The organism is Candidatus Pseudothioglobus sp. Uisw_086 (assembly GCF_048085745.1).
Classification (GTDB): Bacteria; Pseudomonadota; Gammaproteobacteria; order PS1; family Pseudothioglobaceae; genus Pseudothioglobus.
The window spans coordinates 662,445-682,746 of the sequence record NZ_CP159803.1 but is presented as its reverse complement, the minus strand read 5'-3'; the positions used below and the strand labels follow the sequence as shown (position 1 = coordinate 682,746).

Genomic DNA, 20,302 nt, shown 5'->3' with positions numbered 1-20,302 from the left:
AATTCTAAAATTCATTGCAAGAATAGTAATTATTAATTTTAATAATTAACTACTTACAGGCCCCATTCTCTATATAATTTCAAGTTAAATATTTAAGTCACAAATTGTGAATATTTTGATGTCAAAGCAAGTACCAAATTGCAGGCTATTAATTAGCAATATAACTGACCTTGTTCAGTCAAAAATAAATTTAAATCTCCCCCTCTTGCATCACTTAATTCTTCCAAATAATGAATAATAATTCTAGCTCACACGATGATGTGATTAATCGCTTTATTGATTATGGTGAAAACAATTTTGAATCAACTTCCAATACTAAAGTGGTCAGTCAAAGTGCTGCTCAGCTTGGAGTTCTTCGTTTAATTTATGCCTTTCGATTTTCAGGTCATCTAAGAGCAGGGCTAGACCCTTTGCAACGACCTAGGCACCATTCAACGCCTCCATTTACTCTTGAAGAGTTCGGCTTAAGTGAATCTGACCTTGACAAGACTTTTGATATGGGATCATACCAAGGCCCAAACTGCACTACCTTGAGAGATCTTTTTACTTCTCTTAATAAAACTTATTGCAGCAGTCTCGGTGTTGAGTATATGAACATTCCCAACCTTGAAGAGCGGAAATGGGTCCAAACTAAAATTGAAACCATGTCTCTTGAAAAAGAAAATTCAGTGGACTATAAAAAATGGCTACTTCAAAGGCTAACTGCGGCCGAAGTGTTCGAAAAATTTCTACATAATAAATATGTTGGTCAAAAACGCTTCTCATTAGAGGGGAGTGATACCTTAGTGCCACTATTAAACGTTTTAATTGAGCACTCAGGTGAGCACTCAATGAAAAGGATATGCTTAGGCATGGCTCATAGAGGACGCCTTAATGTCCTAATTAATATTATGGGCAAGAGAGCTGAAAGCTTATTTAAAGAGTTTGCCGGAGAGCTTGGACTGGGAAAGAACCAAACGGGTGACGTTAAATATCACCAAGGTTTTTCTTCAGACATTAAAACAAGCAAAGAGGATGTTCATCTTGCGCTCATGTTTAACCCTTCTCACCTTGAATTAGTGAACCCCGTGATTGAAGGCTATGCCCGCTATCATCAGGACAAGATTGAGGACGCGGAGCGTCAACAAATTCTCCCCGTGCTTATCCACGGAGATGCCGCTTTTTCTGGCCAAGGAATCGTGATGGAGACATTAAACATGTCTCAGTCAAGAGGCTATAGAACGATGGGCACGGTTCATATTATTATCAACAATCAAATTGGATTTACTACTTCCAAGCAGGATGACGCAAGGTCAACGGATTATTGTACTGACGTTGTTAAGATGATTAATGCGCCTGTATTTCATGTGAACGCTGAAGATCCAGAAATGGTTAGCTTTATTACTAAGTTAGCACTCGATTACCGTATGAGGTATAAAAAAGATGTAGTCATCGACTTGATGTGCTATCGAAGACATGGACACAATGAAGCCGATGAGCCAGCTGTGACTCAGCCCTTAATGTATGAGGCAATTCGAAAGAAACCAACTACGCGCGCAAACTATGCGACCACTCTAATGAAGCAAGGCGTCATTGAGCAAAAAGAAGTTGATACGATGATTAGCGATTACCGTCAAGAACTAAAAGAAGGCGAGAGGGTTGCTTATAATATTATTCAGCCCAAAGATAAAAACAAGAGAGCCTGGGAAATGCTATGGGAAGATTACTTTGATGCTACTTGGCTCGACCCTTATGAGTCTGCTATCAGTAAAAAACAAATTAAAGACTTAAATAAAAAACTTCAAAAAGTCCCGAGTCACTTTGAGATTCACCCACGCGTTAAGAAGATGATGTCCGAAAGACAAAAGATGGCTGATGGAAAAATTAATGCGGATTGGGGTTTTGCTGAAACTCTAGCCTACGCTAGTCTTACTGACTTTGGAACGCCAATTAGGCTTACAGGTCAGGACACTGGCAGAGGGACATTTTTCCACCGTAACGCAGTGCTTCATAACCAACTAGCAAACGAGGACTATACGCCGCTGCAAAATATTAGTGACAAGCAAGGAAGAGTTCAAATATTTGACTCAATTCTATCTGAAGAGGCGGCCCTTGGTTTTGAATACGGTTACGCTACAGCAAACCCTGAGTCACTGGTTATCTGGGAAGCCCAGTTCGGCGACTTCGTTAATGGCGCTCAAGCCATTATTGACCAATTTATTGCCTCTGCTGAGGCCAAATGGGGGCGCCTATCTAACCTAGTTATGCTTCTTCCTCATGGACTTGAAGGTCAAGGACCAGAGCACTCGTCTGCAAGACTTGAGCGTTTTCTTCAGCTTTGTGCGAGTCACAATATGCAGGTCTGCGTGCCGTCAACCGCGTCCCAAATATTTCATTTGATGAGACGTCAAATATTAAGAAAATTTAGAGCGCCCCTAATTATTATGTCGCCAAAAAGTCTTTTAAGAAACCCTCTAGCAGCTTCACCACTGCATAAGTTTACTGAAGGCAGGTTTAGAGATGTTTACGAAGAGCAGTATGACAACATCAAGCCTAAGAAAGTTGACCGCGTTATTATGTGTAGCGGCAAATTATTTTATGAATTATTAACGCGTCGTCAAGATGATCAAATTAATAATGTTGCAATACTGAGACTTGAGCAGCTCTACCCATTCCCAGAAGAGCAGCTTATCAAAGAGCTTGAGAAGTTTCCAAATGCAAAAGATATCGTTTGGTGCCAAGAAGAGCCAATTAACCAAGGCGCGTGGTACACTTCCAGGCACAACTTTATGCAAAGCATTGTTAAAGGCCAAACACTTCATGTTGTTGCGCGAGACCTTTACTCAGCGCCTGCAGAGGGCAGCATTAGGCAGCACAACATTAACCAAAGCTATATCATTGAAAAAGCGTTAGGTATTCAAACTATGGGTACTGCTAGGAGCATTAAAAAATGAAAGAAGTAAAAGTACCCGTCCTCCCAGAATCTATAAACGAAGCGACAGTCGCTTTATGGCATAAAAAGCCTGGAGACTATGTTGAGGTTGATGACGTCATCGTTGAAATTGAAACAGACAAAGTTGTTTTAGAGGTTCCTGCTGAAGAGGCAGGTATTCTCACTGAAATCTTAGCGGAGGAAGGTGAAACAGTTAACGCTCAGCAGGTTCTGGCTCTTTTAGATGATGACGCTGAAATGCCGGCTCAAAAGTCTGAAGCCCCTAAAGAAATCATTAAAGAAGCTCCAATAAAGGAAGCAACAGAATCTCCAGTTGCAGCTATTGAAGAGCCTCCTGAAATAAACCTTCAGGAGAATGTTCAAGAGGAGCCTATAAGCTCTCCTGAGCCAAGCTCGTCCAAGCCAACGAGTAATCGAATGGAAGAAAGAGTTCCAATGAGCCGTATTCGCAAAACAATAGCCAAAAGACTTCACTCTGCAACTCAAAATACAGCCATGCTGACAACGTTTAATGAAGTTGACATGACAGAGATACTGGCTATGAGAAAAAGTTACAAAGAGGCTTTTGAGAAGAAGTACTCAGTTAAATTGGGCTTTATGTCGTTCTTTGTTAAAGCGGCAGTCGAGTCACTAAAAAAATTCCCAACAGTAAACGCATACCTTGATGGCGATGACATTGTCTATCACGCATACTGCGACGTTTCAGTAGCTGTCTCTTCTGATCGCGGGTTGGTCGTTCCTGTGCTTCGTGATGCTCACAAGATGGGAATGCACGACATCGAGAAAGGCATCGTTGATTACGCAGTTAGAGCTCAGGACGGAACTCTGGGAATTGAAGAGATGAGCGGCGGAACGTTCACCATATCCAATGGCGGCGTCTTTGGCTCGCTTCTTTCAACGCCAATCTTGAATTCACCTCAGAGTGCAATCCTTGGAATGCATAAAACGCAAGAACGCGCAGTCGTTGTTAACGGCGAAATAGTCATCAGGCCGATGATGTATCTTGCGCTCTCCTATGATCACAGAATTATCGATGGCAAAGAAGCCGTTCAGTTTTTGATCTCAATCAAAGATGCTTTAGAGGATCCAGCTAGGCTATTACTGAAAGTTTAAAAAGCTAGCTATTTCAGATAAAAAAAAAGGGCGGTATTTACATACCGCCCTTTTTAGTTTATTACTTTTTACAGATTACTATTTGTAGTGATCTTGTTCGTCATTGTTTCCTTTGACTAAAATCGCTACTAACATAACCGATGCAATGACCGTATACCATCCAGGCATAGAACTGCCCGCACCAATATACATACCCATATCAATCCAGCCATCGGCATTGTAGAGTTCTGCAAAAGATTCAGCAAAATATCCCATATTATTTCTCCTTATTTAGAATCAGATTCAGCACTAACCATTGACTCAGGATAAGCCTGAGCAGGAACCTTGACTGCGTCAAGACCTTTGATTTGGACAGCATCTGGAATACGTAACATTCCAGCTTTGTTTACCAACCAGGACACAACGTATCCAGGAACGAATCCAAGCAAGAACATAACTACAGCGCCAACAATCTGGCCAAATAGGCTAATTGCAACTGTGCCTTCTGGAGCAGCTGCACCAAGTCCTGGTATACCAGAACCGAACACACCAAGAACAACAAGGCCAAACAGGCCAATTGTTCCGTGGACCGTAACAGCGCCAACAGCATCATCGATACCTAAGCCCTCTAGCCAGTCTGCACATGGTTTTAAAATCATGCCCGCAACAAGTGAAATAATGATTACGTGTGAACCGAAGTAAACATCAAGGCCAGAAGCGACTGAAATAATACCCGCTAGACAGCCAGACATCATCCAGAAAGGGTCTTTAGTAAATACCCATGCACCGATAATTCCGCCTGAAGCAGCTAGAGCAACATTAAATGCTAGTGCTGAAAGCGTCATTGGCGTTCCATAAATGGTAGTTCCTTGATCAGCATACCAACTCCAACCCTCACCAGGCAAAATGATACATGCCATTAGGAAGCCGAAGAAACCAACAATAATTAGCATTAAGCCAGTGATTGTTAGTGGGATGTTATGACCCGCAATTTTATTTGCAGAACCATCTGCGTTGAATTTTCCAACACGAGGACCTAAATTTAATAGGATACCAAGCGCAAAGAATCCAGCAACCGCGTGAACCAGTCCAGCAGCACCAAAGTCATGAAAACCGAACTCTGTTACTAACCAACCATCGGCATGCCAGCCCCAAGCAGCAGCTACAACCCAGGCAAAAGAACCAAGGACAATCGCACAGATTACCCAACCTACAGTTTGTATTCTCTCGATTAGCGCGCCAGAAGCAATAGACGCAGTCGTTGCAGCAAATAAAGCAAAAGCACCCCAGAATACGCCTGAAGCATGATCACCCATATTTGGACCCATATACTGAGCTGAGTCGCCCCATGGTAACGCTATAGAACTTGCATACGCTAAACCTGAAATTTCCATGTAACCGGCACCTGCTGCCAGGGACGTAACTGGAAACGTTGGTAAGGCCCAATAGAACCACCAACCGAACAGATAAAACGTTACGATTGTAAACGCGAACGCGAGTAAGTTTTTGATTCCTGATGATAGTACATTTGCCACACGAGTTTGACCCATCTCATAGAGAAGGAAACCAGCATGAATAAGAACCATCAAAGGAATTGTTAAGTAATAGTACGCTTCAGCAAACATGGTGTTTGTGACCTGAGCCGCACTTTTGACAGCAGCTAACTCTGCCGTTAAAGCTAAGATTTGATCTTCCAAAACAATTTCTCCTTTTTTTGTTGTAAGTAAACTCTCTCCTTTTTACTTATAAGAACTTTTTGCTCTTACACTATCGAGTATAAACAATTCAAAACGACAAATCTATCAAATTTATCTCTAAATTAAGTCAATTACAGAAGGTTTTTAAAGTAAGTTAATAAATAACAAATACTTACGGAAGATAATTAATTTGGTAAGTCTAGTAGAATTGGCTTAGTTAAAGCTCATAGTGATCTATGACTTAACTTAACTGCCATAATTTTTAACGATACTGATGACTTGTTGCTTAAATTCTTCTTCTTGATTTTCTACAAACTCATCAATAGTTGTCAGGGAACTAGCATCCTTCATTCGATCGGTAAAGACAAGACCATCAAGATGATCAAGCTCGTGCTGAAAGGTTCCAGCGCTTATACCCTTTGCAACAAAACTGAGGTTTTGACTATCTCGATCAAGACCTTCAATTAGAACTTCAGGGCACCGATCAACCCTTCCTCTTAAGTTTGGAACCGACAGGCAGCCCTCATAAACATTGATTCTTTCTTCTGTTAAAAAGGTTACTTTAGGGTTAATTAAAACCGTCAATGGAATATCTGGCTTGTAGGGATAGCGAGGGTTTTTATTGACCTCTATAACGCATACCCGGTAAGGAACTGCAATTTGAGTTGACGCTAAACCTGCGCCATTTGCATCTCTCATTGTTTCAATAAGATCATCAATAAGACTTTGAATTTCCTTTGAAGCAATCTGGCTTTCTTCAACAACATTTGCAATCTCGCGCAGAGCTGGATTTCCAATTTGCACTATGTGTCTAATCATTTATTTAAATAAAATCCACAACAAGAATTAACAAAAGTAATATGCTTGCGCCCCAAAATAACTGATAGGCCTTATTCATAACGCCGCGAATATCTCTGAGCTCTTTTAGTATTTTTTCTACCTGTTCATCATTCAACTTAATACTCCTTATTGAGGGCTTCTTGGATTAACCATATGTTTGATCTCTAAGACATTATGATTTGGATCTTTAACAAAGAATGTTTCCTGCTGGTAATCTGTTCCTTCAAAACGGATATATGGCTTATCAAGGAAGCCATTATTATTAAGAACATTTTCACGAACCTGCTTGTACTGATCCATTTCTAGGTGGACGCCAAAATGAGGAACAACAACATTTCCCATCGCAACATCATGTCTATTCATGTCTACATTTTTTGCTTTTCTTGGAGTTGAGCTATGAAGCGTTAATTCATTTCCCCAAAAGTCAACATCTTGCCATAACCCTTTCTCTGAACCTAGCTCCGAAGTATCTAACTTGCATCCAAGAACCTCTTGATACCATAAAACAGTTACTGACAAATCCCCGGCCTCAACAGCCAGATGAAATCTATTACTCATAATTAAAATCCAAAACTGAAAAAATATTATTTTATAGAAAATAATACGCCAAAATTGAGGATATTGGTTCGAATAGTTCGAAAAAATTGGATTTATATAGAATTTTTAACTACTAAAATAGTACTTAAATAGAATTTTTAACTACTTAAACCGCTTGTCATATTTTGTTTGAATTTCACTGGGCCATAAACTATAAATATAATCTATTAGCGCTAATTTTTCTTCTTCAGAAAGTCTTTGTTCGAATCCAGGCATCATTCCCCCCATCTCTCCCCCGCCCTTATTAATTGTATAAAGCAAATCAGAAGGTGAATGATGCCAAGTATGCGCCGTGCCGTTCAGTGGCGGCGCTGGAAAGTTACCGTTCTCATCTTTAACTTTCCAATCCTTGGCAAGGCCGACTCCTTTTGAGCCGTGACAACTGATACAGTTTTTATTAAAAACGTCTTCTCCAAGCGCTATATTTAGCTCTGAGCTCTTTTCCTTTTCTCCAGAACTACACCCGGCTAAAATCGCAATTATGGCAATGATAAATATTTTCATGGGGGTGAGTCTACTCTAAAGAAATATAAGTTAAGTGAATTTTAAATGTAGTTATTAAGCTTCTAAACTAGCTTGCTTTATTAAGGTCAACTAGCGTCTTCAGGCCAATTTTAATTGCGCTTCCTATAGCAGCGTCATAGTCGACCACATCATCGCTCGATGTAGAGGCGCTAATCACCGTACAAATTGTCCCGGCTCGATACCCCATCTGGCCACATAAGTGAAAAAATAGACTGGACTCCATCTCCATATTAAGTACCCGAAGACCATCAACTTCAAGCTTTGAAAGGCTGCCCTTAATGTCAGGAAAGGTATATTTTAGGCCCTCAATAAAGCGCGAGGACGGGCCATAAAAGCCTGGAGAGGAAACCGTTATTCCGACTTCAAATTTAACATTTTGCTTCGCTGCTTGCTTTGCCAATGCCTCTGTAATTTCCGTAGATGCTTTTGATGCATAGGGAATAATTTTTCCTCTAAATCTTGAGTCTTTAAGCGCTGCATCAGTCAAAATTTGTTTTGCTTTAATCTCAATTCTTTCAACTATTTCATCTACTGGAGCCTCATCATAGTAGAGCCCAGTATTATCTAAACCAAGCGCATAGGATGAGATTGCAAGTGTATCAGGAGCTATATCTGGGTGAACGCCACCAGACGTTCCAAGCCTTATAAATGTCATCGGTGGACAGTCACTTTTACGGGTGTTATCTTTAAGGTTAAACTCATGGGCAATGAAGGCTTCAACTAAGGCAATTTCGACGTTGTCTGTGCCAATCCCAGTGCCAATTACAGAAACAGGAATGCCCTTATATTTCCCTGTAAACGTTAGATATTCTCTATTTGAAATCTCTCGCTCAATCGTATCAAACTCTTTAGAAACCCGTATTGCACGTGCCGGATCTCCAACGATAAAGACATTCTGCGCAAGGTCTCCTTTTTTTATTCCCAAGTGGTAGAGACGCTCATTAACAATTACGATCTCAGATCTATCAGTCATATTTAATAGGATTGTTTTTTGTCATACCAGTATTATATTAATAAGGCTCTAAAGATGCAATCGAAAATACTGTAAGATATTTGCCATTAAAGGGAGGAAACATGGCTAAGGGAAAAGACTCTAGAAAAGAAAAGAAAAAACCAAAAAAAGATAAACCAATAAAGTAAATATTATTGCGAAGGTTTACTTTAGGCTTAATAAGATCTCATCTACGATTGCCTCTGTGGTTCCCGGGTTTACAAAAGCAAACCTCAAAACTGGCTTACCTCTTACGGAAGATGGAACAACAAAGCAGATTTGTTTTTTAAGTTGCTTTTTTGACCAACTCTTATAATCTGACCAGTCCCAACCTATTCTCTCAAAAGCAACGATTGAAAGGGTAGGCTCAATCAACAAGGATAAATGTGACGACTCCTTAATTACGCCTGACGTGTAGCTGGCAATATTAAGTGAACTCTCTACAGCATTTCGATATGCCTCTACTCCGTATACGGATAAAGAAAACCATAGCGGCAAACCTCTGGCTCTCCTTGACAAATGAAAGGCATAATCTGAAGGGTTGTCACCCTCCTCATCGTCATGAAGAATATCCAAATAACTCGCCTTTTGAGCGTGCACTTCGGCTGCTAAACTTTTATCTCTATAAATGACCGCCGCGCAGTCAAGCGGAGCAAAAAGCCACTTATGGGGATCAACGATAAATGAGTCCGCATTTTCAACCCCATTAAATAAATCTTTAACGTTATCTGAGAGTAAGCCTGCGCCTCCATAAGCGCCATCGACATGAAGCCATATTTTGTTCTTTTTTGCATAATCAGATAGACCATTGATGTCATCTATCACCCCCAAATTTGTCGTGCCAGCTGTTGCAACAACAGCAAATATATCAAGACTATCATACGTTTTTGAATGCTCCCTAAGTTCATTTTCAATAAGCTCAGGGGTTAATTGATATGAATCAGTTGTGGCAACAACTATAACTTCACAGTCCATTACTAGGGCGGTACTTTTTACTGAAGAGTGCGTTTGATCAGAGCACAAAATAGCCAAGCGTTTCAACTTACCTGGATTCTTTTTACGAAACTCCTCTCTTGCAACGACCAATGAAGATAAGTTTCCGTTTGTTCCTCCAGCAACAAAGCACCCTCCAGCACTCTCAGGCAATCCAACAAGATCAGCGATCCATCGTATGACTTGGTTTTCAGCCCAGACCGCCCCGCTCGCTTCTTGCCAAGAAACTCCGCAAAGGGACCCAGCAGAAACCACTAAATCAAAAATCATAGAGGCTTTGGTAGGCGCGGCAGGTATAAAGGCCAAGTTCCTTGGTGAGTCCACTGAAATAATGCTTTGCTCTATAGTATTTTTATATTGATCAAAAACAGTGTCAATTGAGTTTCCCATTTCTGAGATAAGGCTTTTGGCATTTTTTTCAAAAAAATTAACCGACTTTGGATAATCTAAAGTTGGCGGGTCCATACTTAAGCGCTCAATAGTATGAGAAAGTACATTTAATAATATCTTGGAGGCTTTATCATCAAATTTATGCATAGTTCAAGTTTTAATAAGGGCAGTTCTTACAACCATTTTTACAGCAACTCCCCTGCTTTATTAGATACCATTTACTAAATACATACAATTCGTCTTCAATAGTGAAGTCCACATTCTTAATGAGCTTGGTTTGAGAGCGATATGGCTCAGCAAGTTTTTGAAAACTCTCCATACCATTCTCATCTATAAGTGCCTCAATTTTATTGTTAATTGCATCTCCAAGGCAAGATGGACAAAAACAGTCTTGCTCTAAAGTTGGAGACATAATTGCAGGAAAACTCATACACCAGCAGTTGCCTGTCCCAGCACCACAACCAAATGATTGATTGCACTTAGAGCAATGTTTAGCAGTCATAGTTATAAAAAAAATTAATTGATTCTAGATTTTGACATTGATTCTATTGCAATGCAACAACAATATATCTAATGCATAAAATAGTAAGTTGATTTAATCAAATACTAAATTACACCAGTTTTTAAACAGGGTAAATGAAGCTTTATTATTAACCTCTAAATTTTCAGTAATACTGCTCGTTAAATCTTCAAGACCATTAACACTTAACTCTTCAAAAAAGTTAGGTACACCAGGAATTTTCATCCAGCCATCCAAAGTGTGTCTGCAGACCTCAGGATGAAACTGGCATGAATAGGCATTTTCGCCAACCTGCATAATATGGTTTTGACAAGCCTTAGAGGTTGCTAATATAACAGAATTCTTCGGTGTCTCGATTACCTCTACTAAGTGCGCATTAACCCATTTTTCAGAATCTTTAAGGTTATTAAGGAGTGGGTGATTGAGGCCTGCTTGAGTGGGCTCAATTTCAAATAGACCTACCTCATACCTTCCAGTATTGATCGCCTTGCCCCCCATTGCTACCGCAAGAAGCTGATGCCCAAGACAAATACCTAAAAATGGCATATTTAAATCTCTAACCGCATGGCGAATAGCTTCTTTCTCCTCAATCAACCAAGGAAACTCCTCCTCTTCCCATACATTCATCGAGCCTCCCATCACCCAGAGACCATCAAATTTTTCTAAATTAGGAATTTTGTCGCCAGCATGAAGATCAATCTCATGAAAACGAACATTCTGAATATCGGCAAAATCTCGAAAGATCCCAGGATTCTGAGAAGTCATATGTTTAAAGACAAGAATATTTTTTTTCAAAATAAAGAATTTTTAATTTAATACTTATATTCTAATTTATGAACTCTAAAGTAATTGGTTATTATTTTAGTGATTAGATTTATTAAAATTCAATTCTAAGAGTTATTTGATTTATCTGCCTAAGGTATTCCAGCTTCTCAGATAAGCCTGTTCAGCAATAAATAACCATTCTCTTGGCTTTTGATTATTCTTAATATAAATACCCAGAGCATAAATACTTTCAGGGCTTTCTAGAATTAGATTTTCAGCTTCAACTGAGGAGTTAATAGATAGCCCCTCTTTTGGAGTTATTTTAGTTAAGGCACTCGCAGGGTCAGACAGACTCCATTGTTGTGAATAATTATCAACTGAATCTTTAAAATTATCAATGGATGAATAGTCAAAGCGATAACAATTTATTTCAGAGAATTTACACGAGAGCTCTTCAGAAATAACTGAGCATGAGCTTAGCGCAATTACTAGAAAAGTTAGAAGAATTTTATTTTTAAGTTTATAAAGCAACTGCATATGAAATCTGTTTTTCTATTGAGAAATCATTTGGATTAGAGCTGATACCAAGCTTTAAGTCTTTATAGTCCATTCCAACATAACTTGAATGAAGTTTGTTAGATGTATCACTATGGTTTATATTATTGGTAATTAAGTGCTTAAACGAAAAGGTTAAATCTTCAGACAGATTTTTACGATAAGAAAAACCCATATTAACTTGTCTTGCTGACGAATCAAGATTAATATTTTTTATAGTTTGATCTATATTTCTCCTAGAATCTGCCAAACTTGCTATTTTAATTGCCATTGAGCCATCGTCAATGCGATTTGGCTGATTAATATAAACAGATAAACTATCATCTTTTGAAAGATTACTCATATTTGCAATTATGCCAATACCTGAAGACTTCACATCACTCGCTGAGTCGATAAAACTATTGCTTGGGCTTGACATATTAGTATTTCCAAATGTTGCAATGCCAGTCAAAGAGAAGTCGTCATTAAGTTGTTTTTGCGCCTTAAGTAAGGCAAAGGTAGTAATTGATTTTGAGCCATCAAGAGAAAATGCATTAGTTCCGCTCGATCCCAAGAGACTATCTTTATCTTCTGCAACTCCAGCCATCAAAGTAATTAATTGACTTGAAGGTTCTCCAAACTCCAACGAACCTAAAAGGCTTTTTCTTAAGCCCAACGTTTGACCATTACTTTTTTCTATTGGGACTGTTATACCCAAAAGTAAACGAGAGTTAGAGAGTTGGTAGTCAGCATTGACTCCAACACCCCCTTCATTAGATTCCAGGTAAGGTGTTTGAAATTCTAATAAATCAAGTGTGTCGTTATTTAAACCAAAGAAATTTTGAACAGGAAACGAACCACCTCCAAGTGTAAGGGAAGTATTTAACTTATCATTAAAAGAAACGCTTCCTGCAACCTGTTTAAAATTATTTTTGTTTACCAGAATAAGTGGTTTTTTTATTGGATTTGAAAGATTATTAAGCTCTGTTGCAAGGCTTAAAGAAGGTGCACCTTTATTTTCTATGAACACATGAGAGCTTAAATCATATTTAAAGCCACCATCCAAATCATCATAGGTGTAACCAATCTTTCCAGATAAGCCTCTCAAAATAGAGTCACCAAATGAGCTAGAAGTTAAGAGCCTTGAATTACCTAATTGAAAAACAGAATCATCACTTAATGTATTTCCAGTAAATATTCTAGAAGAGCGGTTATCACTTGATGAAGTAATAGGCCTTAAAGCGGCATAAATATCTAATATTCCATGTCCAAACTCATCATCATAGCCGTGTGAAATTCCATTACCAAAAGTTACTACAGCATCATGATTAAAAAACGAATTATCAGCTGAAGCTAGCAATCTATCAGTTAATTGCTCTGGGGTATGGTTTGGAAATGCCTCAGCTAAGAGCGCCACTGATCCAGAGATTTGTGGTGCTACAAAAGAGGTTCCAGATGCTCCTTGCCAATATGCATTTCCAGCATTTGTCCATCCAGCACCATTGATTTGCCAACCATCAGATCCAAGACAATAAGCTCCAGTTGAGCCACAAGGTGCTGACTTTCTTGTATAGGTTTCATTTCCAGACGATCCAGTAATTTCAACATTAACGGCAGTAATCCATGCCTCAGCTAACTGAGAGTAAAACTCAGGAAGTGCTGCATGAGCATCAGCATCTGCAAGTGATGAAGTGTTTGACAACGCAAAAACAACTACGCCCTTATCCTGAAAATTATTCAAAGATTCAACATAAGTGTTGACTGAAGACTCATCTGAAGAAAGACTTGCCGCAGTAAAATATGCTGCAAGTGCAGCTGAACTTGTCAAGCTGTTATTAGCCTTGTAATTATTTACAGTTGCAATAGTAGCATTTGTCGCTCCCCAGCTATTGTTCTGAACAACAGCATTATTTTCTGCAGCATCGTCTGTTGCATTAGCCCACTGGGTTGGATAATAAGTATTTCCATTTTTTAGTGAATAATCTGATATGTGAATTTTTGCACCAGGCGCCACACCCTGCATTCCAGTTCCATCATCCTCTCCAGCAGCAATACTTGAAACAAAAAGTCCATGATCATCAGTCACACTATTTCCTGTTGCAGCATCAATAGTGCCATAAAATAATCCATAATCTGGAAATTCTATAATTTTTCCACTACTATTAAGCTCTAAATGAGCAGATGAAAAACCTGAATCCAAGATTGCAATTATTTCACCTGAGCCTGTTAATCCGTAACCATATGCTTTATGAGCATTAATAACCTCTAACGGGTTTTGTGAACTTGAACCGCTTGCATATCTAAAGTTTTTAAACTCAGAAGTATTGGCTAAAGTTGTTGCGTTTGTTGAGTTATAGGTCAGCTGAGTACCTGAGTTTAACGCATATTCATTTATCGTGATTGTAACTGACTGATTCCCAGACTCACTAGCACCTCCTCCAGAAACCCCAGTAATACTAATAATAGCTGTCTCATTACTACTCTCATAAGTTGAATCACTTGTAGGATCGAATGAGGTTGATTCTGTAGTACTACCAGCAGTAATTGTTATATTTGATAAATTACTATAATCTGTACCTTCTGTTGCAGTACCAGAGGTACCTAAAGTGACAACTACATTTTCAGATGCCGCACATGAGAGAGTTGCTTTAATAGAGATTGTTCCAGAGGCTGATTCATATATTGAGCTTGCATTACTAGAAAGATTGACTGTTGGAGAACATGTTGTTGCAACTGTCTCAGAAGAGCTACCCCTGCCACAACCCACTAGAAGTAATGACATTAGAATAATAATATAACAATTTCTATAATTCATCATAAAGAATATACTCCTTACTCCCTTAGCAGTTTAAGATTAAAAAAATAAAAATTATTTTGTTAATTAAAACAGAGTGTTTCAAAAAATAAACAGAGCGATTAATAGAATACATCTATAATTTTATCTTTTAAGAATTAACGAATACAATGGCATTTAGAACAATAGAGGCAGTAATAGCTCCAGGCAATCTTCATTTTGTAGGGGACGGCTTTAGAGTTCATGGAATCCTTGGAAGAGAAGAGCCACTCACTATGAAGCGTATGAGCCCATTCCTGTTAATGGACTATGGTCCAACGCATTACTTCCCGCCAAATAATGGAGCTCCAAGAGGTGTTGGCTCGCACCCTCACAGAGGAATTGAAACAGTTACGATTGCCTACAAAGGAAAGGTTGAGCATCACGATAGTAGTGGCGGTGGCGGAATTATTGGTGAAGGTGATGTCCAGTGGATGACCTCAGGTTCTGGCATTCTTCATAAAGAATATCACGAGAAAAACTTTGGTAAAAAAGGCGGCGAAATGCAGATGGTTCAGCTCTGGGTTAATCTGCCCGCTAAAGATAAAATGACAACTCCTAAATATCAAAATCTTAGCAAGAATAATCTCACCAAAGTCGAGCTAGAAAACAACGTAGGATCAATTGATATTATTGCTGGAGAATTTGAAAAAAATAAGGGCCCTGCTTCTACTTTTAGCCCTTTAAGTCTTTTTAATGTTCATCTTAATAAAGGCAAAGGAACGAGTTTCAGTTTTGATAAAAATCATAATACTGGCCTCTTAGTTATCAAAGGTAGCATTACCGTCAATAACATTGAAAAGGCTCCAGCAAACCATTTTGTACTTTTTGAGAATGACGGCAAAGAGTTTACTGTCAGGGCAGATGAGGATACAACCATTCTTGTCCTAAGTGGTGAGCCTTTAGGCGAACCTATTGCTTCATATGGTCCATTCGTTATGAACACTAATGAAGAGATAAAACAAACAATTGATGACTTCAATAGCGGTAAGTTTGGATACTTAGACTAATGCTCCGAAGATTTTTCTAGAGCTGGGTATTTAAATCCCAAAGTAACACCCCTGGCTATTGAAAAAATAATCAATGAAGCCCAAAGTCCATGATTGCCATAGCTAGGAAGAAGAATCGCCAATGCAATCAAATATATACAAAAAGAAATAAACATCATATTGCGCATATCTGCGGTTCGTGTAGCGCCAATAAAGACACCATCTAGCATCCATGCAGCAACGCCGGCCAGAGGCCCAAGCACCATCCAAGGTAAATATTCATAACTAACAGCTCTCACATCCTCTGCTGTTGTCATAACATTAATGATGCTATTGCCAAAAATAAAAAATGCTAGCGCCATTACGATCACTGAGCCAAGGCCCCATTGACTTGTCATTATTACTGCTCTTCTAAAAAGAGGTCTATTTTTAGCGCCAAGGGCTTGCCCTACCAAAGCCTCTGCTGCAAAGGCGAATCCATCAAGAGCATAAGCAGTAATATGTAAAAATTGAATCAACACCTGGTTGGCAGCTAGCGTTGCATCATCAAAACTGGAACCTAGAAACAAAAAGCTTACGAAACCAATTTCTAACAAAATTGAGCGAATCATTATGTCGCTATTTATTTTGGCCATTTGCAGTAAACGAGCTCTATCAAATATCTGAACCCAGTTCCTCCAGTAGCCATTATTAAAACCCTCTCTTGCAAGCCACAGTCCAAATATAAGGCCTGACCATTCTGCTATTAGAGTTGCAATAGCAACTCCTTCAACGCCCCAGCCGAGCTTCAAAACAAACACTAAATCTAATGCAATATTAATCCCATTAAGAACCAGTTGAAGCAGCAAGACTGCTCGAGTTTTTTCTTTAGCAATAAGCCAGCCAGTAATACCAAAAAGAGCTACAGCAGCAGGCGCGCTATAGACTCTAATCTGTAAATATTTTTGCGCAAGGCCTTCTACCTCCATAGAGGCTGGAGATAACTCGAGAGCTCCTAAAAAAATAGGCACCTGTGCAATAATTAATACCAGTCCAGCTACGAGACCAATAATGACTCCTCGAACTAAAAGAGCAGATGCTTCAAGACTGTCGCCTGAACCAATAGCTTGTGCGGTAAGACCTGTTGTGCCCATTCGCAAGAAACCGAACAGCCAATAAATTGCAGTAATGATGATTGCGCCAATGCCAACAGCGCCTATTGGAGCTGCCAGTCCTAACTGCCCGACAACTGCTGTATCGACAGCGCCCAAAATTGGGATTGTAGCGTTTGCCAAGACTATTGGAATAGCCACACCTAAGACTCTCTTGTGCGAAAGGCCTGTAGAATTAGTTTGCATTTTTTAGGGTTTAATTGATGCCGTTAAAGGACTTCTCTTTTAAACTTTTGATTAAAGAGCTTAAATCGCCAGTAAAGTATAAATGCAAGGAAAGCATAAACTAATTTCGCAAAAGCAAAGACTCCTGGAGTGCTTACAAATTTTGCGAGCCAGTTATAGCCTTTGGTATTACTCCACACATAGATAAAAGCTTCAACGCCTTTTATTTCTGAGCCATCTGGAAATTCAACATAAAGCGCTTTTAAGTACTTTTCCCCCTTCTGGCTGCAGTTTTCATATTCTAGCTGTGAGCGTTTTTTGTAGTGCTTAATTTCAAAGTTACAGATACTGCATTCTTCATTAAACAAAACCTTTCCTGATGTTTGAGTTTTCATAAATTTCTTTGGGGTGAATATATAAACTGCATTATACAAGTCAGAGTGATAAAATTAATTATGTATTAGTCTTTAAAAAATATAGCAGACAATAGATTAATAGGCATCACTTAACTTAATAATATACTACAATATCAGAATGAAAAAAATTCTACTTTTTTTAGTAATATCTGTTGGATTAGTTAGTGTTTATTATAATTATGAACTAGCAGATGAAAAGGCTGCTGCTGCATCAGCGTCAGCTGAGCAAGCTGAACTTCTCGATGCAGAGCTTGCTGCCTTTGAAGCCGAACTTGTTGCTAAACTTGCCCTCCAAGAAAAAGAAACAGAGACAGCAAGACAAGCTGCCCTTGATGCCTTCCAAGCAAAACTAGCTGCGGATAAAGCTGCTGCTGCAGCATCAACTGCTGCTTACCAAGATAGTCTTTTAGATGCAGAGTTTGCGGCACTTGAAGCACAAGTTGAAGCAGAATTAGCCGCTCAAGAAATGATGGCCGAAATACAAGCAGAGATGGCAAGACAAGCTGCCCTTGATGCCTTCCAAGCAAAACTAGCTGCGGATAAAGCTGCTGCTGCGAAATCAACTGCTGCCTATCAATCTAAACGTGCAAATGACGCAAGGATTGCTGCGCTTATGGATCAGTTGAATACTGAAAAAGAACTTGCTGCCTTTGAAGCGCAACTTGAGGCTGAATTAGCTGCTCAAGAAATGATGGCTGAAATACAAGCAGAGATGGCAAGACAAGCTGCCCTTGATGCCTTCCAAGCAAAATTAGCTGCGGATAAAGCTGCAGCAGCGGCATCAACTGTTGCATACCAAGCTAAGGTAGCACGCGATGAACGATTAAAGAACAAGAGAGCTGAACTTAAGCTTGAAAAAGAACTTGCTGCCTTTGAAGCGCAACTTGAGGCTGAATTAGCTGCTCAAGAAATGATGGCTGAAATACAAGCAGAGATGGCAAGACAAGCTGCCCTTGATGCCTTCCAAGCAAAATTAGCTGCGGATAAAGCTGCAGCAGCGAAATCAACTGCTGCTTATCAAGCAAAACTTGCCTCTGAAGCAATAGAAAAAGAAATTGATGAATTTGAAGCTCAATTGATGGAAGAGCTCCTAGAGGAATCTACTGGGGAAGAGATAACAATAACTGGGGAAACTCATAACTTATGTAAATCTACTTTAGGTTTATCTGAAACTAACATTCAGTTATTTAAAAAAGCACTATCAGGCGAATATTTATTTAGTACCGGCCCCCAAGGAGAGAATGGTACGGAATTTTCAAGCACTAGATGGGATAATTATATTTCTTGTATTAGTTCTTTAAATAATGAACTTTAGATCATAAAGATTAATTACTAAACCTTCCATAAAGATAACCAGCGATTGCTGCAAAAATAGCAAATGGAGCTGACATCATAAGCCAGTAAATTATATTATTAATACTCTGATCAACAACAAAAGGGCGAATATAAAAGGAAGTCGAAGCGAAAAGGCTCCAAGCAAAAAAAGTTCGTGCGTAATAAATAGATTTAGATCCAGACTGTACCTTTGGTCTTGCAATCTTAAAGAAAAGATACCCAAAGCCAACTGACACAAGGATGCTTATAAAGTTAATCATTTTTTAAATCTCCAAAAATATAAAAAATTAGGCCTAACTTGCGTTACATATAGGACACTTTAAATCTTTACCAATTTTAACCTTTCTAAAACTTAAATCCAAACCGTCAACGAGTAGAAGTGTCCCGCATAGCTCATCCCCTAAGCTCAATATAACCTTGATAGCTTGCAGCGCCTGAATAGTTCCAATGAGTCCGGCTACTGGAGCTAAAACGCCATTTTGAACGCAACTCTCATTGTCATCCCCCTCTTCAGAGTAGAGGCACTGGTAGCAAGGCTGATCTTTCTCGTAACCCTTAAAAACAGAGACCTGACCTTCGAAGCGAATTACTGCAGCTGAAACAAGAGGCTTTTCAAACTCAACGCAGGCCTTGTTAATTTCAAAGCGACTTTCAAAGTTGTCTGTGCCGTCAAGAACAAGGTCAACATCTTTAACTAATGAAGAAAGGTTGCCAGTATGAACAAGTTCATTTGCAATCGTTACTTTAATTTCTGGGTTTAGCTCAATCAATTTATTTTTGGCAGAATTTACCTTGTCTTCACCGATGTCTTTAGTTTGGTGAATGATTTGACGCTGGAGATTTGAAAGCTCCACCTGATCAAAATCAGCAATTATTATATGGCCTACTCCCGCAGCTGCTAAATATAGAGACGAAGGAGATCCAAGACCCCCCATACCAATAATTAGTACTGTAGAGTCCATAATTTTCTGTTGCCCCTCAATATCAATCTGAGGCAACATAATTTGTTTAGAGTATCTTAATAGCTCCTGATCTTTCATTGATTTATCACTTAAAGTACTTATTAATTTTTGGCAAAATAACCATTTGACAGTAGGGCTGATTAGCATTGTTATTGAAGTAATCTTGGTGATAAGCCTCTGCAGGATAGAAAACATCGAGCTCTGTAATTTCAGTTACTGCGCCCTTTATGTTTCCAATAACTGAAGTTGCAATTTGCTTCTGTGAATCACTGGTATAAAAGATAGCCGATCGGTACTGTGTTCCTTTGTCTGCGCCCTGCTGATTTAGGGTCATTGGATTGTGAGTCTCAACGAAAACCTCTAATAAAGATTCATAGCTGACTTCGCTCTCATCATAGTTAATTTTTAAGACTTCTGCGTGTCCAGTTTGGCCCGTACATATTTCCTCATAAGTTGGGTTTTGAGTAGATCCATTACAATAGCCATTTTTTACTTCTGTGACGCCATTAACGCGCTGAAAGATTGCTTCTACGCACCAAAAGCAACCACCGGCAAGATAAGCTGTTTGCATAATT

At 39.1% G+C, this 20,302-nt stretch carries 21 protein-coding genes; 4 read left to right on the top strand and 17 right to left on the bottom strand.

What is annotated here, in order from left to right:
* Nucleotides 1-230: 230 nt before the first annotated feature.
* Entirely contained in the window at nt 231-2,933 is a 2,703-nt protein-coding gene (locus ABXT49_RS03425) for a 2-oxoglutarate dehydrogenase E1 component (RefSeq protein ID WP_416653203.1), read from the top strand.
* The gene (gene sucB / locus ABXT49_RS03420; RefSeq protein ID WP_416653201.1) at nt 2,930-4,045 is read left to right on the top strand and encodes a dihydrolipoyllysine-residue succinyltransferase; all 1,116 of its coding nucleotides are present in this window, start codon (nt 2,930-2,932) and stop codon (nt 4,043-4,045) included. The genes ABXT49_RS03425 and sucB overlap by 4 nt, the downstream gene beginning before the upstream one ends.
* Nucleotides 4,046-4,123: 78 nt before the next feature.
* Here the strand turns inward: sucB and ABXT49_RS03415 are convergent, their stop codons facing one another.
* The 12 genes from ABXT49_RS03415 to ABXT49_RS03360 all read right to left on the bottom strand — a co-directional run bounded on the left by ABXT49_RS03415 (nt 4,124) and on the right by ABXT49_RS03360 (nt 14,658).
* Nucleotides 4,124-4,300, bottom strand: a complete 177-nt coding sequence (locus ABXT49_RS03415; RefSeq protein ID WP_416653198.1) for a hypothetical protein — start codon at nt 4,298-4,300, stop codon at nt 4,124-4,126.
* An 11-nt stretch (nt 4,301-4,311) separates the two neighbouring features.
* A complete protein-coding gene (locus tag ABXT49_RS03410; protein ID WP_416653197.1) occupies nt 4,312-5,721 on the bottom strand; it encodes an ammonium transporter in 1,410 nt (469 codons plus the stop codon).
* 246 nt (nt 5,722-5,967) lie between these two features.
* Entirely contained in the window at nt 5,968-6,540 is a 573-nt protein-coding gene (def, locus tag ABXT49_RS03405; protein WP_416653195.1) for a peptide deformylase, read from the bottom strand.
* Nucleotides 6,541-6,544: 4 nt separating this feature from the next.
* The gene (locus tag ABXT49_RS03400) at nt 6,545-6,676 is read right to left on the bottom strand and encodes a hypothetical protein (protein ID WP_416653194.1); all 132 of its coding nucleotides are present in this window, start codon (nt 6,674-6,676) and stop codon (nt 6,545-6,547) included.
* An 11-nt stretch (nt 6,677-6,687) separates the two neighbouring features.
* Entirely contained in the window at nt 6,688-7,119 is a 432-nt protein-coding gene (locus tag ABXT49_RS03395) for a glyoxalase (protein WP_416653193.1), read from the bottom strand.
* A 141-nt stretch (nt 7,120-7,260) separates the two neighbouring features.
* Nucleotides 7,261-7,662 (bottom strand): c-type cytochrome, encoded by a 402-nt coding sequence (locus ABXT49_RS03390; RefSeq protein ID WP_416653190.1) that lies wholly within the window; start codon nt 7,660-7,662, stop codon nt 7,261-7,263.
* Nucleotides 7,663-7,729: 67 nt separating this feature from the next.
* Nucleotides 7,730-8,656 carry a nucleoside phosphorylase gene (locus ABXT49_RS03385; RefSeq protein WP_416653188.1) on the bottom strand — a complete coding sequence of 309 codons (927 nt, stop codon included), beginning with the start codon at nt 8,654-8,656 and terminating at the stop codon, nt 7,730-7,732.
* Between the two features lie 183 nt (nt 8,657-8,839).
* On the bottom strand, nt 8,840-10,204 hold the full coding sequence (locus ABXT49_RS03380) for a pyridoxal phosphate-dependent decarboxylase family protein (protein ID WP_416653187.1): 1,365 nt from the start codon (nt 10,202-10,204) through the stop codon (nt 8,840-8,842).
* A 10-nt stretch (nt 10,205-10,214) separates the two neighbouring features.
* Nucleotides 10,215-10,559, bottom strand: a complete 345-nt coding sequence (locus tag ABXT49_RS03375) for a cysteine-rich CWC family protein (protein WP_416653186.1) — start codon at nt 10,557-10,559, stop codon at nt 10,215-10,217.
* Nucleotides 10,560-10,652: 93 nt separating this feature from the next.
* Entirely contained in the window at nt 10,653-11,372 is a 720-nt protein-coding gene (locus tag ABXT49_RS03370; RefSeq protein ID WP_416653185.1) for a type 1 glutamine amidotransferase, read from the bottom strand.
* Between the two features lie 111 nt (nt 11,373-11,483).
* Nucleotides 11,484-11,879, bottom strand: a complete 396-nt coding sequence (locus ABXT49_RS03365) for a hypothetical protein (RefSeq protein WP_416653183.1) — start codon at nt 11,877-11,879, stop codon at nt 11,484-11,486.
* Nucleotides 11,863-14,658 carry a S8 family serine peptidase gene (locus tag ABXT49_RS03360; RefSeq protein ID WP_416653182.1) on the bottom strand — a complete coding sequence of 932 codons (2,796 nt, stop codon included), beginning with the start codon at nt 14,656-14,658 and terminating at the stop codon, nt 11,863-11,865. Before ABXT49_RS03360 ends, ABXT49_RS03365 begins: the two co-directional genes overlap by 17 nt.
* A 182-nt stretch (nt 14,659-14,840) precedes the next feature.
* On the opposite strand from ABXT49_RS03360, the gene ABXT49_RS03355 reads away from it, so the two are divergent.
* Nucleotides 14,841-15,719 carry a pirin family protein gene (locus ABXT49_RS03355; protein ID WP_416653181.1) on the top strand — a complete coding sequence of 293 codons (879 nt, stop codon included), beginning with the start codon at nt 14,841-14,843 and terminating at the stop codon, nt 15,717-15,719.
* Here the strand turns inward: ABXT49_RS03355 and ABXT49_RS03350 are convergent.
* Together ABXT49_RS03350 and ABXT49_RS03345 are read right to left on the bottom strand one after the other, a co-directional pair.
* A complete protein-coding gene (locus tag ABXT49_RS03350) occupies nt 15,716-17,035 on the bottom strand; it encodes an MATE family efflux transporter (RefSeq protein ID WP_416653179.1) in 1,320 nt (439 codons plus the stop codon). The two genes, ABXT49_RS03355 and ABXT49_RS03350, sit on opposite strands and share 4 nt — an antisense overlap.
* 23 nt (nt 17,036-17,058) lie before the next feature.
* Nucleotides 17,059-17,409, bottom strand: a complete 351-nt coding sequence (locus ABXT49_RS03345; RefSeq protein WP_416653176.1) for a DCC1-like thiol-disulfide oxidoreductase family protein — start codon at nt 17,407-17,409, stop codon at nt 17,059-17,061.
* Nucleotides 17,410-17,548: 139 nt separating this feature from the next.
* Between ABXT49_RS03345 and ABXT49_RS03340 the strand changes: the two genes are divergently transcribed.
* Nucleotides 17,549-18,745: a hypothetical protein gene (locus tag ABXT49_RS03340; RefSeq protein WP_416653174.1), complete on the top strand. Its 1,197-nt coding sequence runs from the start codon at nt 17,549-17,551 to the stop codon at nt 18,743-18,745.
* A gap of 10 nt (nt 18,746-18,755) precedes the next feature.
* On the opposite strand, the gene ABXT49_RS03335 is transcribed toward ABXT49_RS03340, so the two are convergent.
* Genes ABXT49_RS03335 through msrA form a run of 3 tightly spaced genes read right to left on the bottom strand, consistent with a single transcriptional unit; the run spans nt 18,756 to nt 20,298 of the window.
* Nucleotides 18,756-19,025 carry a hypothetical protein gene (locus ABXT49_RS03335; RefSeq protein WP_416653173.1) on the bottom strand — a complete coding sequence of 90 codons (270 nt, stop codon included), beginning with the start codon at nt 19,023-19,025 and terminating at the stop codon, nt 18,756-18,758.
* Between the two features lie 33 nt (nt 19,026-19,058).
* Nucleotides 19,059-19,805 (bottom strand): HesA/MoeB/ThiF family protein, encoded by a 747-nt coding sequence (locus ABXT49_RS03330; protein ID WP_416653171.1) that lies wholly within the window; start codon nt 19,803-19,805, stop codon nt 19,059-19,061.
* Between the two features lie 7 nt (nt 19,806-19,812).
* Entirely contained in the window at nt 19,813-20,298 is a 486-nt protein-coding gene (gene msrA / locus ABXT49_RS03325; RefSeq protein WP_416653169.1) for a peptide-methionine (S)-S-oxide reductase MsrA, read from the bottom strand.
* Nucleotides 20,299-20,302 lie beyond the last annotated feature (4 nt).